15 protein-coding genes and 1 pseudogene are annotated in these 14303 nt (G+C 72.1%); 11 read left to right on the top strand and 5 right to left on the bottom strand.

The annotated features are described in order from the left end of the window. Positions 1-53: 53 nt before the first annotated feature. From R6Y94_RS02045 to R6Y94_RS02010, 8 genes are all read left to right on the top strand, one after another. Positions 54-476: a metalloregulator ArsR/SmtB family transcription factor gene (locus R6Y94_RS02045; protein WP_318394012.1), complete on the top strand. Its 423-nt coding sequence runs from the start codon at positions 54-56 to the stop codon at positions 474-476. Next, entirely contained in the window at positions 473-1366 is an 894-nt protein-coding gene (locus R6Y94_RS02040; protein ID WP_318394011.1) for an SRPBCC family protein, read from the top strand. The genes R6Y94_RS02045 and R6Y94_RS02040 overlap by 4 nt, the downstream gene beginning before the upstream one ends. A gap of 192 nt (positions 1367-1558) precedes the next feature. Beyond that, positions 1559-2911, top strand: coding sequence for an ABC transporter substrate-binding protein (locus R6Y94_RS02035; RefSeq protein WP_318394010.1), 1353 nt, complete (start codon positions 1559-1561; stop codon positions 2909-2911). Further along, positions 2908-3831, top strand: a complete 924-nt coding sequence (locus R6Y94_RS02030) for a sugar ABC transporter permease (protein WP_318394009.1) — start codon at positions 2908-2910, stop codon at positions 3829-3831. Before R6Y94_RS02035 ends, R6Y94_RS02030 begins: the two co-directional genes overlap by 4 nt. After that, positions 3828-4649: a carbohydrate ABC transporter permease gene (locus R6Y94_RS02025; RefSeq protein ID WP_318394008.1), complete on the top strand. Its 822-nt coding sequence runs from the start codon at positions 3828-3830 to the stop codon at positions 4647-4649. The genes R6Y94_RS02030 and R6Y94_RS02025 overlap by 4 nt, the downstream gene beginning before the upstream one ends. Before the next feature lie 12 nt (positions 4650-4661). Continuing rightward, positions 4662-5753, top strand: coding sequence for an ABC transporter ATP-binding protein (locus R6Y94_RS02020; RefSeq protein ID WP_318394007.1), 1092 nt, complete (start codon positions 4662-4664; stop codon positions 5751-5753). Positions 5754-5890: 137 nt separating this feature from the next. Continuing rightward, complete coding sequence (locus R6Y94_RS02015; RefSeq protein ID WP_318394006.1) at positions 5891-7306, top strand: serine/threonine-protein kinase; 1416 nt, start codon at positions 5891-5893, stop codon at positions 7304-7306. A 167-nt stretch (positions 7307-7473) separates the two neighbouring features. Then, positions 7474-8736 carry a nucleotide sugar dehydrogenase gene (locus R6Y94_RS02010; protein ID WP_318394005.1) on the top strand — a complete coding sequence of 421 codons (1263 nt, stop codon included), beginning with the start codon at positions 7474-7476 and terminating at the stop codon, positions 8734-8736. Positions 8737-8925: 189 nt separating this feature from the next. Here R6Y94_RS02010 and R6Y94_RS02005 read toward each other — a convergent pair whose 3' ends face one another. Both R6Y94_RS02005 and R6Y94_RS02000 read right to left on the bottom strand, forming a co-directional pair. Then, positions 8926-10116 (bottom strand): glycosyltransferase, encoded by a 1191-nt coding sequence (locus R6Y94_RS02005; protein WP_318394004.1) that lies wholly within the window; start codon positions 10114-10116, stop codon positions 8926-8928. A 209-nt stretch (positions 10117-10325) separates the two neighbouring features. Continuing rightward, positions 10326-10910, bottom strand: coding sequence for a DUF664 domain-containing protein (locus tag R6Y94_RS02000; RefSeq protein WP_318394003.1), 585 nt, complete (start codon positions 10908-10910; stop codon positions 10326-10328). Here R6Y94_RS02000 and R6Y94_RS44975 point away from each other — a divergent pair. After that, positions 10909-11190, top strand: coding sequence for a hypothetical protein (locus tag R6Y94_RS44975; protein WP_412102673.1), 282 nt, complete (start codon positions 10909-10911; stop codon positions 11188-11190). The two genes, R6Y94_RS02000 and R6Y94_RS44975, sit on opposite strands and share 2 nt — an antisense overlap. A 60-nt stretch (positions 11191-11250) precedes the next feature. Here R6Y94_RS44975 and R6Y94_RS01990 read toward each other — a convergent pair whose 3' ends face one another. The 3 genes and pseudogenes from R6Y94_RS01990 to R6Y94_RS01980 form a co-directional block, all read right to left on the bottom strand. Next, complete coding sequence (locus R6Y94_RS01990) at positions 11251-11700, bottom strand: nitroreductase family deazaflavin-dependent oxidoreductase (protein ID WP_318394002.1); 450 nt, start codon at positions 11698-11700, stop codon at positions 11251-11253. Between the two features lie 100 nt (positions 11701-11800). Continuing rightward, a complete protein-coding gene (locus R6Y94_RS01985; protein WP_318394148.1) occupies positions 11801-12175 on the bottom strand; it encodes a nuclear transport factor 2 family protein in 375 nt (124 codons plus the stop codon). A 12-nt stretch (positions 12176-12187) separates the two neighbouring features. Further along, positions 12188-13033: pseudogene (locus R6Y94_RS01980) on the bottom strand (NmrA family NAD(P)-binding protein); the annotation flags it as partial. A gap of 117 nt (positions 13034-13150) precedes the next feature. On the opposite strand from R6Y94_RS01980, the gene soxR reads away from it, so the two are divergent. Further along, positions 13151-13597 (top strand): redox-sensitive transcriptional activator SoxR, encoded by a 447-nt coding sequence (gene soxR / locus R6Y94_RS01975; RefSeq protein WP_318394001.1) that lies wholly within the window; start codon positions 13151-13153, stop codon positions 13595-13597. A gap of 282 nt (positions 13598-13879) precedes the next feature. Continuing rightward, complete coding sequence (locus tag R6Y94_RS01970; protein WP_318394000.1) at positions 13880-14086, top strand: hypothetical protein; 207 nt, start codon at positions 13880-13882, stop codon at positions 14084-14086. Positions 14087-14303 lie beyond the last annotated feature (217 nt).

Genomic DNA, 14303 nt, shown 5'->3' with positions numbered 1-14303 from the left:
GGCGCGCATGCATAACTTGCTCGGCATATTACTGAGTTGGTATGTTCGGGGTCATGGCCACGCCGTTCGAAGTCCTCGCCGAGCCGGTCCGCCGACACATCCTGGACCTGCTCCGGGAGCGGCCGCGCTCGGTCGGCGAACTCACCGAGCAGTTGGGGCTGACCCAGCCGGGCACCTCGAAACACCTGCGGGTGCTGCGCGACGCCGGGCTGGTCCGGGTCCGACCGGAGGCGCAACGTCGCTGGTACGAGCTCTGCCCCGAACCGCTCGCCGAACTCGACGCCTGGCTCGCACCCTACCGATGGATGTGGTCCAGCCGGATCGATGCTCTTGAACAGCATCTGAACACCATGCCATCCGGGTCCGACAATTCCACCGGCCCCGAGCGCCCGCCGGCCGTCGAGCCGCCGCCACCGGCGCGTTCCGGCCCCGCCGAGCAGCGGCGGACCGATCCGAGATCCGAGGAGTTGTCGTGAACGAGAGCCTGGACACCGCGCACGGACGCCAGGTGCTGCGCATCGAGCGCCGGCTGGTCCATCCGCCGGAGAAGGTCTGGCCCGCCGTCACCGAACCCGAGCAGCTCCGCGAGTGGTTTCCCGCCGAGATACGGCTGGACCCGCGCCCCGGCGGGCGGATCACCTTCAGCTTCGGGTCCGGTCCCGACGCGTCGGCGGAGTCGGTCGGCCGGGTCGACGCGTACGAGCCGCCCCGGCTGTTCGCCTTCACCTGGGAGGACGAGCTCTTCCGGATCGAACTGCACCCGGACGGTCCGGGCTGCCTGCTGGTGTTCAGCCACGTCTTCGACGACCGGGCCGGCGCGGCGAGCTTCGCCTCCGGCTGGCAGATCTGCCTCGACGCGCTCGAACTGGTGCTGGACGGCCGACCCGTCGACCAGTCGGCGCGCCCGTCGGGACGGCTGCACGAGTCGTACGTCGAGCGGTTCGGGCTGGCCGAGGGGGTCGCCGACACCACCGGGGACGGCTGGCGGGTGCGCTTCGAACGGCAGCTGACCCGGCCCGCCGAGGCTGTCTGGGCGGCACTGACCCGGTCCGCCCCCGACCGGCCGGCCACGCTCGGCGCGCCACCGCCGCCGGGCTTCACCACCGACGAGTTCCCGGCCGGCCCGGTCACCGCACTGCAGCCCCCGACCCTGCTGGAGTACGCCTGGGAAGCCGCCGGAGCACCGGCCGGCCGGATCCGCTGGGAACTGGCCCAGGGCACCGGGCACGGTGCCCGGCTGGTGCTGGAGCAGACCGGCCCGGCCGACGCGCCGGGCGGCCACGCGACCGCGCTGGCCGCCTGGCGCTCCCGGATCGAGCCGCTCGCCCGCCAGCTCGCCGAGGAGGCGGACCGGCTCGCCGGCTGACCCGACCGGGTGATGCCCGCCGGCACCGGACTCGGCACGGCGCCGGTTGGATAACGGGACGGAACGTAACGGCGTTCCCGGCTTGACACCAAGCTTGCGAATATGTGCACTTGTGGCACTCCGCTCCAGCCGGCATCGGTGCCCGCTCAGCAGTCGGAACCGGGCCGGCCACCACCGTCACGGGGAGGCACGATGGCACGACGCGCAGGCACGCCCGGCAGAGACCTCCGGCTCGACCGGCGCCGGCTACTCGGGCTCGGCCTCGCCGCCGGGGCCGCTCCACTACTGAGCGCCTGCGGCGGCGCGTCGACCACCGGCTCGGACGAGGAAGGGTCGATCACCTTCCTCTCCACCCAGTTCACCCCGGTCGAGGAGCGGCAGCGGTTCGAGCAGATCCTCCGGGACCGGGTCGAAGGCGGCGCGGTCGCGTACAACACCGTCGAGCCGAACGTCTTCTCCTCGACCATCACCTCGCAGGTCGGTGCCGGGCGGGTCGAGGTCAGCCTCGCCGGCGGGCTGCACGGCGACTTCGCCCCGCACGCCGACAAGTTCGAGAACCTCGACGACCTGGCCGGCAAGCTGGCCGACCGGAGGTTCCCGACCGACCTCGCCCAGCTCGGCAAGCTGGCCGGTGGCGCCACCACCTATCTGCCCTGGATGCAGGCGTCGTACGTGCTCGCCGTCAACAAGCGGGCGTTGCAGTGGCTGCCCAGCGGCGCCGACGTGCAGAACCTGACGTACGACCAGTTGCTGACCTGGGTCGGCAACGCCCGGCGGGCCAACGGCAACAAGCCGGTCTTCGGCCTGCCCTGCGGCCCGAAGGGTCTCTACCACCGGTTCTTCCAGGGCTACCTGCTGCCGAGCTTCACCGGCGGCCAGATGACCACGTTCCGGGGCCCGGAGGCGGTGCAGGCCTGGCAGTACATGGTGGAGCTGTGGGCGCAGGCCGCGCCGGCGTCGACCAACTACGACAACATGCAGGAGCCGTTGCAGCGCGGCGAGGTACTGATCGCCTGGGACCACGTCGCCCGGCTGGTCAACGCCCCGGCCGACAAGCCGGACGACTGGATCATGGCACCCGCGCCGCGCGGTCCGAAGGGGCTCGGCTACATGCTGGTCGTCGCCGGCCTGGCGATTCCGAAGGGCGCCCCGGAGCCGGACCGGGCACGCCAGGTGATCGAGGCGTTGACCACTCCGGACGTGCAGTTGGAGGTGCTGCGCCGCAACGCCTTCTTCCCGGTGGTCTCCGCCGCGCTCCCGTCCGACCTGCCGCCGGCGGTGGCGCTGGAGGCGGAGGCGGTGCGCCGGCAGCAGGACGCCGAGGGCGCCGTCCTGGCCCTGCCCCCGGTGGGGTTGGGCGCCAAGGACGGCGAGGTGTCGCAGATCTTCAAGAACTGCTTCAAGGAGATCTGCCTGGACCGCAGGCCGGTGCAGCAGGTCCTCGACCGGCAGGCGCAGCAGCTCAACACCATCCTCGACGAAGTGATGGTGCCGTGCTGGCGCCCCGACCCGGTCGCGGCGGGACAGACGTGCCGGGTGCAGTGACCACCGCGCCGGATCCGGCGCCCACCGAAGGGTCCCCGGCGGCACCGGCCCGGCCGAGCCGCCGGCGACCCCGGCCCCGGGTGCCGACGGCGGCGCTGCTGATCGCGCCCTCGGTGGTCTTCCTCGCCGCGCTCTTCCTCTGGCCGATCGTGGTCGGCGTCGGGCAGGCGTTCACCGGCACCGACGGGCCCACCCTGGCCCACCTGCGCCGGATGCTCGACGACCCCTACTTCTGGACGGCGACCCGGAACACCGCACTGCTGATCGTCGTACTGATCCCGTTGCAGTTCGCCTTCGCGCTGACCATGGCGCTGCTGCTGCGGGAGCGGCCGAGGCTCTCGTCGTTCTACTTCTACGTCTGGTGCGTACCGCTGGCGATCAGCGACCTGGCCGCCGGGCTGGTCTGGCTGTCGATCTTCGCCGACCGGGGCTACCTCAACTCGGTCCTGGCCCACCTCGGGCTCGGCGACGGCTACGCCTGGCTCTCCTACGACAACGACACCACCATGTTCCTCGCGGTGCTGCTGGCCGAGCTGTGGCGGGCCACCTCACTGGTACTCGTGATCGTGGTGGCCGGACTGCAGAACATCCCGCGCGACTACGACGAGGCGGCGGCGGTCTTCGGCGCGACCTACTGGCAGCGGCTGCGCCACGTCATCCTGCCGCAGTTGCGCCCGAGCCTCCAGGTGGCGCTGATCCTGCGTACCATCCTCGGGTTGCAGACCTTCGCGGTCGCCCAGGCGCTCACCGGCCGCAGCTTCCCGCTGCTGGTCGGCGAGACCTACCAGTGGTACGTGACGTTGCAGAACGAGCGGGTCTCGGCGGCGATCGCCCTGGTGATCCTGCTGATGTCCCTCGGCACCGCGGTGGTCTACCTGCGGGTGCTGCGCGACCCGGCGGCCACCGGCGGTGGCCGGTGAACCGGCTGACGGCCGCCCGCCGCCGCACGCTCGCGATCCACGTCGCCTGTGTCGCGGTCACCCTCTTCATGGGGCTGCCGATCTATCTGATCGCGTTGGCCGCGCTCTCCAGCCGGGAGTCGCTGAACCGCTTCCCGCTCTCGCTGCTGCCCACCGACGTCTCGACCGAGACGATGCGGGTCTTCCTGGACAGCACCGGGGTGGTCGGCGGGTTCCAGAACTCCGTCGAGGTGGGCCTGCTCAGCCTCGCCCTGTCGCTGGTCCTCGGGGTGCCGGCCGGCTACGCCGTGGCCCGGTACGCCTTCCGGGGGCGGGAGCCGTACCAACTCTTCCTGCTGCTCACCCGGGCGCTGCCGATCGTGGTGCTCTCGGTGCCGCTGGCCCGGGTCTTCCTGGCCACCGGGCTCTACGACACCACGTACGCGGTCGCGCTGCTGCACACCGCGCTGGCGCTGCCGACCACCGTACTGATCACGTCGGCGATCTTCGTGGCGGTACCGGTCGAGCACGAGGAGGCGGCGATGGTCTTCGGGGCCAGCGCACCGAGGGCGTTCGCCCGGGTGGTACTGCCGCAGGCGCTGGCCGGGATCGCCGCCGCCGCGATCTTCACCTTCGTCACCTCCTGGAACGAGGTGCTCGGCGCGGCCGTGCTCACCCTCAACCGGCGTACCCTGCCGGCCCAGGTGCTCTCCACGCTGGCCGACTCGCCACTGGCGTTCCGGTTCGCCGGGGGCTTCGCGCTGGTCGTACCCGCCCTGGTCTTCATCGCGTTCATGCGCCGGTACCTGTTGAACATGTGGGGAACCACGATCCGCTGAAAGGGACGAGCGTTGGCCGAGATCGTGTTGCGGAACCTGGCGAAGACCTATCCGGGCACCCGCTCCCCCGCCACCGACGACATCAGCCTGGAGATACGCGACGGCGAGTTCCTGGTCCTCGTCGGGCCGAGCGGCTGTGGCAAGACCACCCTGCTGCGGATGATCGCCGGGCTGGAGTCCCCGGACTCCGGCAGCGTGCAGATCGGCGGCCGGGACGTGACCGACCTGCCGGCCCGGCAGCGCGGCCTGTCGATGGTCTTCCAGTCGTACGCCATCTGGCCGCACATGCGGGTACGCCAGAACATCGCGTTCGGGCTGGCCATGCGCAAGACGCCGAAGGCGGAGATCGACCGCCGGGTGGGCGAGGCGGCCGAGTTGCTGCACCTGACCGAATACCTGGACCGCTACCCGGCGCAGCTCTCCGGCGGGCAGCGGCAGCGGGTCGCGGTGGCCCGAGCGATCGTGACCGACGCCGACGTGCTGCTGATGGACGAGCCACTGTCCAACCTGGATGCGCTGCTCCGGATGGAGTTCCGCACCGAGCTGAAGCGGATCGTCGGCAAGCTCGGCACCACCACGGTCTACGTCACGCACGACCAGGCCGAGGCGCTCTCCCTGGGCGACCGGATCGCGGTGCTGCGCGAGGGGCGGGTCGCGCAGGTCGGCCCGCCGCTGGAGGTCTACGACAGCCCGGCCGACGAGTTCGTCGGCGGTTTCCTCGGCGCCCCGCCGATGAACTTCCTCCCGGCCCGGGTCGACCGGGCCGACGGCCGGCCCCGGCTGCGGATCGGCGACCAGTACACGGCCGCCCCCACGGCGCTGGGCGACTATCCGGGCGACGAGGTCACGGTCGGCGTCCGGGCCGAGAACATCGAGGTCTTCGACGCCGACGGGCCGGGCCGGCTGGCGGCCCGGGTGGAGGTGGTCGAGCCGACCGGCGCGGCCATCCTGCTCACCGTCGACCTGGCCGGCCGGCAGCTCAAGGTGCAGGCGCCGCCGACGTTCCGGATCGGCCCCGGCAGCCCGGTCTGGCTCGCCGTCGACCCGGACCGGGTGCGCTGCTACCACCCCGCCGACTCGACCGCGATCGCCGTCTCCGGCTGATCCGGCCACCGGTCCGGCGGGGTGCCGGACCGGCCGCGGTGGCCTCCGGGTACGGTGATCGACAGCGTCACCAGCCGACGCAGCACAGTCGCCGCCGCGATTGCGTACCGGGCCACACGGCTGGGTACGGTGTGCACGTGCTGGAATCGGGAGTCCTGCTGAGCGGGCGTTACCGCCTTGACGAGCGTGTCGCCACCGGTGGGATGGGCGACGTGTGGCGCGGTACCGACGTGGTGCTCGGGCGCCGGGTCGCGGTCAAGGTGTTGCTCCCCTCGCTGCTGTCCGACCCCGATTTCATCGCCCGGTTCCGCGCCGAGGCCCGGATGCTGGCCACCCTGCACCACCCGGGCATCGTGCAGGTCTTCGACTACGGCGAGGACGAGCTGCCCTCCGGCCGGACCGACTACCTGGTCATGGAGTACGTCGACGGCGAGCCGCTGTCGGCCCGGATCCGGGACACCGGACGGCTGAGCGTGGTCGACGCGATGCACGTGGTGGCCCAGGTCGCCCAGGCACTGCACGCCGCGCACCAGGGCGGGATCGTGCACCGCGACGTGAAGCCGAGCAACCTGCTGGTGCAGGCCGACGGGGCCGTCCGGCTGCTCGACTTCGGGGTCGCCCGCTCGGTGAACATCACCAGCATCACCAGCTCGAACGCGGTGCCCGGGACGGCGCTCTACATGGCGCCGGAGCAGGCCTCCGGCAAGCCCGTCTCGGCCGCCACCGACATCTACGCGCTCGGCGCGGTGGCGTACCAGTGTGTGGCCGGGCAGCCGCCGTTCACCGGGGAGAACCCGTTGCAGGTCGCGGTGAAGCATCTGCACGAGGATCCGGATCCGCTGCCCGACGACGTACCCGGGCCGGTGGCCGAACTGATCGGGCGGGCCCTGGCCAAGGACCCGGCCGACCGGTACCCGGACGCGGCGGCGCTGGCGACGGCGGCCCGGGCTGCCGCGAACCACCCGGAGGTGCTGGCGGCGGACACGGTCGGCGGGGTCGACGGTGGCGGCATCGCCCAGGCGGAGCCGACCGCGGTCACCGGTCTCGGCGTCCGGGCGGTCTCGGCAGGTGGCACGGGCAAGGCGGGCGCGGCGAGCGGGCCGAGCACCCTGACCGACAATCCGGTGGTCGGTGCGGAGGGCCGGGGCCGGGAGCCCGGAATCCGCGTCCTCACCCTGGCCGGGATCGCCGCCGTGATCGGGCTGGGCGCGGCGGTGGTCACCGCCGTGATCGCCTTCCGGATGTCCGACGACGCCCCGGCGACGAAGGCACCGCCGTCCCCCACGCCCAGCAGCACCGCGACGGTCGAGGCTCACATTCCGGAGCAGCCGTCGGCGACGGTGCCGAGCGGGCAGGACCCGAACTCTCCCCGGCCCCGGGACAGTCCCCGGCCGCGTCCCACCGCCTCGCCGACGCCGAGCCCGTCCCCGGACAGCGACCCGACCGACGACCCGACCGAGCCGCCGCCGACCGATCCGCCGCCGAGCAACCCGCCGACCGGTCCCGAGGACCCGCCGGGCAGCGGCGGGCCGGTCGAGCCGGGCAACGACTGAGCCGAACGGTGCCGCACTGTTGGTAGCCTCTCCGCTACCAACGGTGCGTAGCGCCGTGTGCCGGCACGACGCTGGGAAATACTTCCCTTTATCCCCGTTTCCAAGGTGATCAACGATAAATCACCCTAAGGTGTGCACCACGTCGTCCGAGTACGGTGGGAGCCCCTATGAGCAGCGAAAAGCTGGTTGTCGTCGGTCAGGGATACGTCGGTCTGCCCCTCGCGGTCGCCGCCGTGGAGTCCGGACTGGACGTCGTCGGACTCGACGTCGACACCGACCGGATCAAGCGGCTCGGCAGCGGGGAGTCCTTTGTCGAGGACATCTCCGACCAGCGGCTCGGTGCGGCGCTGGCCACCGGCCGCTACCTGCCCACCAGCGACTACGCCGACGCCCGGGACTTCGACGTCTGCGTGATCAGCGTGCCGACCCCGCTGCGGGACGGCGTACCCGACCTCAGCTATGTGGAGCAGGCCGGCATGGCGCTCGCCCCGTACGTCCGGCCCGGCTGCACCGTCATCCTGGAGTCGACGACCTATCCCGGGACCACCGAGGAACTGCTCCGGCCGCTGCTCGAATCCGGCAGCGGGCTGCGCAGCCCGGACGAATTCCATCTCGGCTACAGTCCGGAGCGGATCGATCCGGGCAACCCGGTCTGGAGACTGGAGAACACCCCGAAGGTGGTCTCCGGAATGGGACCGGAGGCGCTGGACCGGGTCGACTCTTTCTACCGCCGGATCGTCCAGCAGACCGTACCGGTCGACTCGACCCGGGTCGCCGAACTCACCAAGCTGATCGAGAACACGTTCCGCCAGGTCAACATCGCGCTCGTCAACGAGCTGGCCACCTTCAGCCACCAGCTCGGCATCGACATCTGGCAGGCCATCGACGCGGCGGCAACCAAGCCGTTCGGGTTCATGTCCTTCCGGCCCGGCCCCGGAATCGGCGGCCACTGCCTGCCGATCGACCCCTGCTATCTGTCCTGGCAGGTGAAACGCCGGCTCGGCCGGCAGTTCCGGTTCGTCGAGCTGGCCAGCGACATCAACCACGCCATGCCGGAGTACGTGGCGCAGCGGGTGATGGCCGGGCTGAGCAGCCGGGGCCGGCCGCTGCGGGGCGCCCGGCTGCTGATGATCGGCCTGGCGTACAAGAAGAACACCGGCGACCTCCGGGACTCTCCCGCGATCGACCTGGCCGGCCGGCTGCACGCGCTCGGGGCCCGGATCAGGGCGGTGGAGCCGTACGCCGATCCCCGGCAGGTGCCGACCGAACTGGCGATGGTCGAGTTGACCGAGGACGAGGTCCGGGACGCCGACGCGGTGGTGGTGGTCACCGACCATGACGTACTCGACTACGACATGATCATCAGAACCGCCCGGTACGTCTTCGACAGCCGCGACCGCTGCCGCGGCCCGGTGGTCGAACGCCTGTAGCCCGGGTGGTCCGCGCACCGGCAGCTCGTCGTCGGGGAGCGGTAGGTCAGCAGCCCGGCCCGTCGAAGCGGGCAGGCCGGTGACCCGGTCCCTCGGAGCAGACAGGCCGGTGACCCGATCCGTCGGAACAGGCAGGCCGGTGACCTGATCCCTCGTGCACCGGTGGCCCGGCCGCCGGACGGCGGCGGGTCAGCGGGCGCGGGCCAGGGCGCCGGGGGACTCGGCAGGCTCGGTCGGCCAGCACCCCCGGGCCATCGCGAGCCGGTGGTAGAGGTCCCTGGTCGCCGCCACCAGCCGGGGCGTGCCGAACGCCTCCCTGGTCTCGGCCAGCGCGGTGCGGCCCATCCGGTGCCGCAACTCGTCGTCCGCCAGCAGCCGCAGCACCGCGCGGCTCAGCCCGTCGATGTCCCGGCGATCGCAGAGCAGCCCGGACCGGCCGTGCCGGATCACCTCGGCGGTGCCGCCGACGTCGGTGGCCACCACCGGCCGGCCGGCGTGGCCGGCCTCGATCAGGGTCAGCGGCGTCCCCTCGTGGTCCGAGGTCTGAATCACCAGGTCGGCGGCGGCGTAGACCGTCTCCAGATCCGACCGCCAAGGCAGGAAGGTCACCTCGATCCGATCGGCGGCGGCCGCCCTGACCGTCTCGGCCGACTCGGCACCCTCGCCGCAGACCACGAACCGGACATCGGCCCGGGTACGCCGGACCGCCCGGGCCACCGTGAGGAACCGGTCCGGCCGCTTGGCCGTACTGAGCGGGCCGATGTACGCCACCACCGGCCCGGTCTCGGGCAGGCCGAGGGTACGCCGCGCGTGGTCCTGCCCGGGCAGCGGCGACAGGCTCGCCCCCGGTGGCATCACGGTGTACTGGTCAGCACGGCCGATCGAGGCGGCCAGGAGTTCGTCGCGGAGCCGGGCGCCGACCGCGACCAGGGCGTGGCTGGTCCGGGCCAGCATCCACTCGGCACCCGCGGTCACCTGGCCGGCGGTGCGCGACGACCCGGGCACCGGATGGGTGTGGAAGGTGTGCACCCGGATCGGCACCCGGCAGGTGACCGCCGCGACCCGGCCCAGCACGCCGGCCCGCACGTCGTGGGTGTGCACCAGGTCGGGCTGGAAGTGGCGGATCTCCGTGATCAACGCGGCCAGCGCCCGGACGTTGTCGACCGGCCGGGCCGGGCTGCGGAGCGCGGGCAGCACCCGGACCGGTACGTCGGAGGCCCGCAACCGGCGGTAGTCGCCGGTACCCGGCTCGACCGGGCCCGCGTAGAGCCGCTGCTCGAAGCGGTCCGGGTCGAGCCCACGCATCAAGGCGCCGACCTGCGGCGCGGCCTCGCCCACAGCCATTCGGGAGATGATCCGCAGCACCCGAAGCGGTCGCATGACCAGACCTTTCACGCCTCGCGGCACGGCCGATCCGGTGATCGGTCGCGCCGAAATCAACCCTTGGTCCCGTTATACGCCGATCTGTACGGACAGACCGATGATCGGGCAAATTAGCAGGGTCGACAATGGCCGGCGACCGGCGACGCTGGTCGCCCCCACCGGCGGCGCCCCCGGCGAAGGAAGGCGTCGGTGCGGAAGGACGCGAATCAGTCACCCACCCGGAACGTCCCGGATTTCGGCCGCCAGCCCGCCGGAGGGTCCTCGCCGACGAGTCCGTCCACCGCCTCCCGGAGCAGGTCGGCGTGCCCGGTGTGCCGGCCGTACTCCTCGACCAGATCGAAGACGAGCCGACGCAGGCTGGCACGCCGACCGTCCGGGCAGGACAGGTACACGAGCTGGTCGAGCCCGTCGGTGGCCAGGGCCGCCCCGAGCCGCGCCCGGGACCGCTCGACGGCGCCGTCCCAGTATCCGTAGAGCTGGTCGGGCATGTCGTCGGCGGCGGAGGTGAAGACCCAGTCGCCCCCGCCCGCGACCTCGATGGTGTCCCACGGTGCGCCGATCGCTTCCCCGGTCAGCCTCGTGGTGAAGACATGGTCCTCGACCAGGGCAAGATGCTTGAGCAGGCCGCCGAGGGTCAACGCGGAGACGCCGAGCCGGGTGCCCAGTCCAGCCGCGTCCAGGTTGTCGGCCTTCCAGCGGAAAGTGGTGCGCAACCGGTCGAGCGCACCGAGAAGGTGCGCGACCTCGGTGCCGGCCAGGGGCGGTTCCCAGGGACAGTCGCTGTCGGTCATGGGCGCTACCGTAACCGTCGGCACCGACGGCCGGCCCGCACGCAGGCCGCCGGTCGATCGGATGGTGCGGGCGCGGGTGGCCGCCGGCGTACACCCGCACGTCGCGCTCGGTGGCGCGTCCTGGACCGCCCGGGACCACCTCGGCCTGCCGGGCCTCGTTCCGGGCGCTCCGGCCGACGCCGTCGTCTACCCCGACGACCCCCGCCAGCACCTCGACCGGCCGGACCGCCCCGGCGCGGTCGTGCTGCGGGGACGACTCGTCCGGGCGGCGCCCGGATAGTCCAGGACCGGTGTACGTCCCGGCCGGCGGTCCGGACGCGACCGGACGGCGGACGGCGACTCAGCGGCGTTCCAGCAGCACCACGGGGATCTGCCGGGGTGCCTGCTCGGCATACGTCCGGTACATCGGGAAGATCCCCGCCATCAACTCCCAGAGCCGGGGTCGCTCGACGGGGTCGGCGACCCGGGCCCGGGCTACGAACCGGTCGGCCCGCACCTGCACCCGCACCACCGGGTCTGCCCGCAGGTTGAGAAACCAGCTCGGATCGCGCGCGGCGGCGCCGTTCGAGGCCACCACCACGTGCCGGTCGCCGTCCCGTCCGTAGATCAGTGCGGTCCTGCGCAGGGCGCCGGTCCGCCGGCCCCGGGTGGTTATCAGCAGGGTCGGAAAGCCCTGGTAGTCGTGTCCCTCCGCCCCGTCGGTCTCCAGATAGCGCCGGATGTGCACCGACACCCAACCGGTGGGGCTGTCCCGGACCGCCTCCGGTACCGCGTCCCGTTCGTCGTGCATCCCGGTCATCCGTCGCCCCCGACCGTCCGCCGTCCCACCCGATCGGCCACGTCGTGCGCCGGCACACCCGACCGGCGACGGCCGGTACCCGCCCACCCCCTCACGCGACCGGCTTCGGCTGGTCGAAGTAGTGCACCTCTTCGCGACTGATCAGCCCGTCGGTCACCGTGTAGAGGGACATCTTCCGGCTGGTGGTCCGTACGCCGGTCGGCCGGTGCGTCTCGTCGAAGCTGAACCGTACGGCGAACCGGTCGCCCGCCAGGAACGGCCCGTCGACCTTCACCCCGTGGATGTCGAGGTCGGCGTTGAGCCGCCGGCTGTTCACCATGATGGCCGGCACGCCGCGTACCTCGACCGGCTCTCCCCCGGTCTCGATCGGCGCGACCCTGGCCATGTCCGGTGCGAGCAGCGCGGCGACCAGGTCGAACCGTCCCCTCTGGACCAGCGAGACGTACCGCTGCGCGATGCCCCGCACCGAGAGCGGCCTGAAGTCGTCCGCATGGTCGGTTACCCACTCCCGGAATGTACGCGCCGGGACACCGGTCACCTCCTGCACGGTCCGGGTCACCGGCTCCGGTCCGGTGACCAGTCCCGCCCAGTACGCCAGCGCCCCGTCGAGGTAGTCGGCGTCTCCCCAGACCTCGAGGAGGTCCTGGCGTACCTGCTCGACCGGGATCTCCACCCAGCGCACCGGCCGGCCGACCGCCTCGCCGATCAGCCGCGCCTGCTCGGCCTGGGTCACCGGCTCCGGCCCGGTGAGCACGTACTTCCGGCCGGCGTGCCCCTGCTCAATCAGCGCCCGTACCGCCACCGCCGCGATGTCACGCTCGTGGATCAGCGACCGGGCGGCTCCGCCGTAGACCCAGCGGACCGTTCCGGTGGCGCGGATCTGGTCCGCCCACTCCAGGGTGTTGGTGGCGAAGCCGCCGGCGCGCAGGAAGGCCCAGGTCGCCCCGGACGCCTCGATCAGCCGCTCGACCTCGCCCCAGAATCCGTTGCGGGCCGGGTCCTGGTCGTCCCGGACGTTCATCGCGGAGAGGTAGACGACGTGCACGCCGGGTGCGGCGACGGCATCCACCACCGCCGGAGCCAGCTCGGCGGTAAGGAACGGCCAGAGCAGGAACACCCCGTCGACCCCGGCGGCGGCGCCGGCCAGGGCGTCCGGGTCGGCGAGGTCACCCTGGACCAGGGTGGCACTCTCGGGCAGGTCGGCACGGTCCGGATCCCGGACCAGCGCCCGGACGCCGGCACCGGCCGCCAGCAGTCCGGTGACCACGTGCCGCCCCACGTTTCCGGTCGCGCCGATGACCAGGATCGTTCGCTTGTCGCCCATTTCAGTTCCCCTCGTGTCGACCGGACCGACCAGATAGAGATCGGCCGGGTCCCGGTGTGGGACCGCCGCCCCAGGCTCGGACTTAAACAAAGGTTCAAGTCAAGTAGCCTCGGTCGGGTGACGACAATTCCCTGGCAGGCGGCGGAGCTGACGATCGGCGAGCTCGCCGAGCGCAGCGGCGTACCGGCGTCGGCGTTGCGGTTCTACGAGCGACAGGGGCTGATCGGCAGCCGTCGCACCTCGGGAAACCAGCGGCGCTACCACCGCAGCACCTTGCGTAAGGTCGCCTTCATCCGGGCGTCGCAGAACGTCGGCATCCCGCTGTCGGTAATCGGCGAGGTGCTCGGCTTTCTACCCGAGGACGTCGCGCCGACCCGGGAGTTCTGGCTCCGCGCGTCGGAGTGCTGGAGCGCCGAACTGAACGGCCGGATAGCCCGGCTGGAGCGGATGCGCGATCTGTTCACCGAGTGCGTCGGCTGCGGCTGCCTCTCCTTCGCGCAGTGCGGGCTGGTCAACCCGCGGGACGTACTCGGCGAACAGGGCTCGGGGCCGCACCGGTTGTAGTGACCGGTTGTCGCTGCCGCCGCCCGCCGGACCGCACGCTTCCGCCCGGGGCCTGCTTCCGGCAGCCACCCGAACCGGCGGCATGCCGACGCTTCGCCGGGCATGGCCGCCGCTGCTGGGCGAACTCCTCGCGGCGGCGGTCCCGCCTGAGTGGCGGCGTTTGCGCCTGATCCGGCGATGGGTATCAGGTCGACAACACTCCCGGCGAGCCGGGGCCGGCAGGAGTTCGGCCGTCGGTCACCGCGCCGGGTCGATCCGCATTCCACCCCCGAGGAGGCTCTCATGCGCTACGGATCGATAGGCGGCGTCATCGTACTGCTATGGCTGATCATCGGCGCGATCGCGGCCGGACAGCGCGGATACTTCGACCGGAGCAACGACAACTGCGCCGAGGTGGGCACCACCGCCGTGACGGTGGTCGCCGGACCGCTCAACTACGTCGGGCTGAACCCCGAGATCGAGTGTGACGTGCCCGAGCCCTCGCAGTGACCTCGGCCGGTCGGGACGGCCAGACGGACCCTCGTCCGCGCCCGTCCCGGCGGCGGGTTCCCGCTGCACGGTGAAGACCTCCCCGACTCACAGCGGCAGCCGAAGACACCGCTCCACGCCCACCGACGGCATCGCGCCGGGCCGGCCCAGCAGGTCGGCCCGGCGCCGCTGTGTTCGGGCGGACGTATCAGAACAGACGGCTCCAGCCAGCGGAGAT

The sequence above is a fragment of the Plantactinospora sp. KLBMP9567 genome, from assembly GCF_033446045.1.
In the GTDB taxonomy this organism is placed as follows: domain Bacteria; phylum Actinomycetota; class Actinomycetes; order Mycobacteriales; family Micromonosporaceae; genus Plantactinospora.
The sequence above is the reverse complement of the archived record's forward strand: the minus strand, read 5'-3'. Positions and strand labels throughout refer to the sequence as shown.

What these genes read in the sequence shown, in the direction of transcription:
- R6Y94_RS02045 (WP_318394012.1), top strand. Translation starts at nt 54, where the DNA reads ATGGCCACGCCGTTCGAAGTCCTCGCCGAGCCGGTCCGCCGACACATC.
- R6Y94_RS02035 (WP_318394010.1), top strand. Translation starts at nt 1,559, where the DNA reads ATGGCACGACGCGCAGGCACGCCCGGCAGAGACCTCCGGCTCGACCGG.
- R6Y94_RS02010 (WP_318394005.1), top strand. Translation starts at nt 7,474, where the DNA reads ATGAGCAGCGAAAAGCTGGTTGTCGTCGGTCAGGGATACGTCGGTCTG.
- R6Y94_RS02005 (WP_318394004.1), bottom strand. Translation starts at nt 10,116, where the DNA reads ATGCGACCGCTTCGGGTGCTGCGGATCATCTCCCGAATGGCTGTGGGC.
- R6Y94_RS44975 (WP_412102673.1), top strand. Translation starts at nt 10,909, where the DNA reads ATGGGCGCTACCGTAACCGTCGGCACCGACGGCCGGCCCGCACGCAGG.
- R6Y94_RS02000 (WP_318394003.1), bottom strand. Translation starts at nt 10,910, where the DNA reads ATGACCGACAGCGACTGTCCCTGGGAACCGCCCCTGGCCGGCACCGAG.
- R6Y94_RS01990 (WP_318394002.1), bottom strand. Translation starts at nt 11,700, where the DNA reads ATGCACGACGAACGGGACGCGGTACCGGAGGCGGTCCGGGACAGCCCC.
- R6Y94_RS01970 (WP_318394000.1), top strand. Translation starts at nt 13,880, where the DNA reads ATGCGCTACGGATCGATAGGCGGCGTCATCGTACTGCTATGGCTGATC.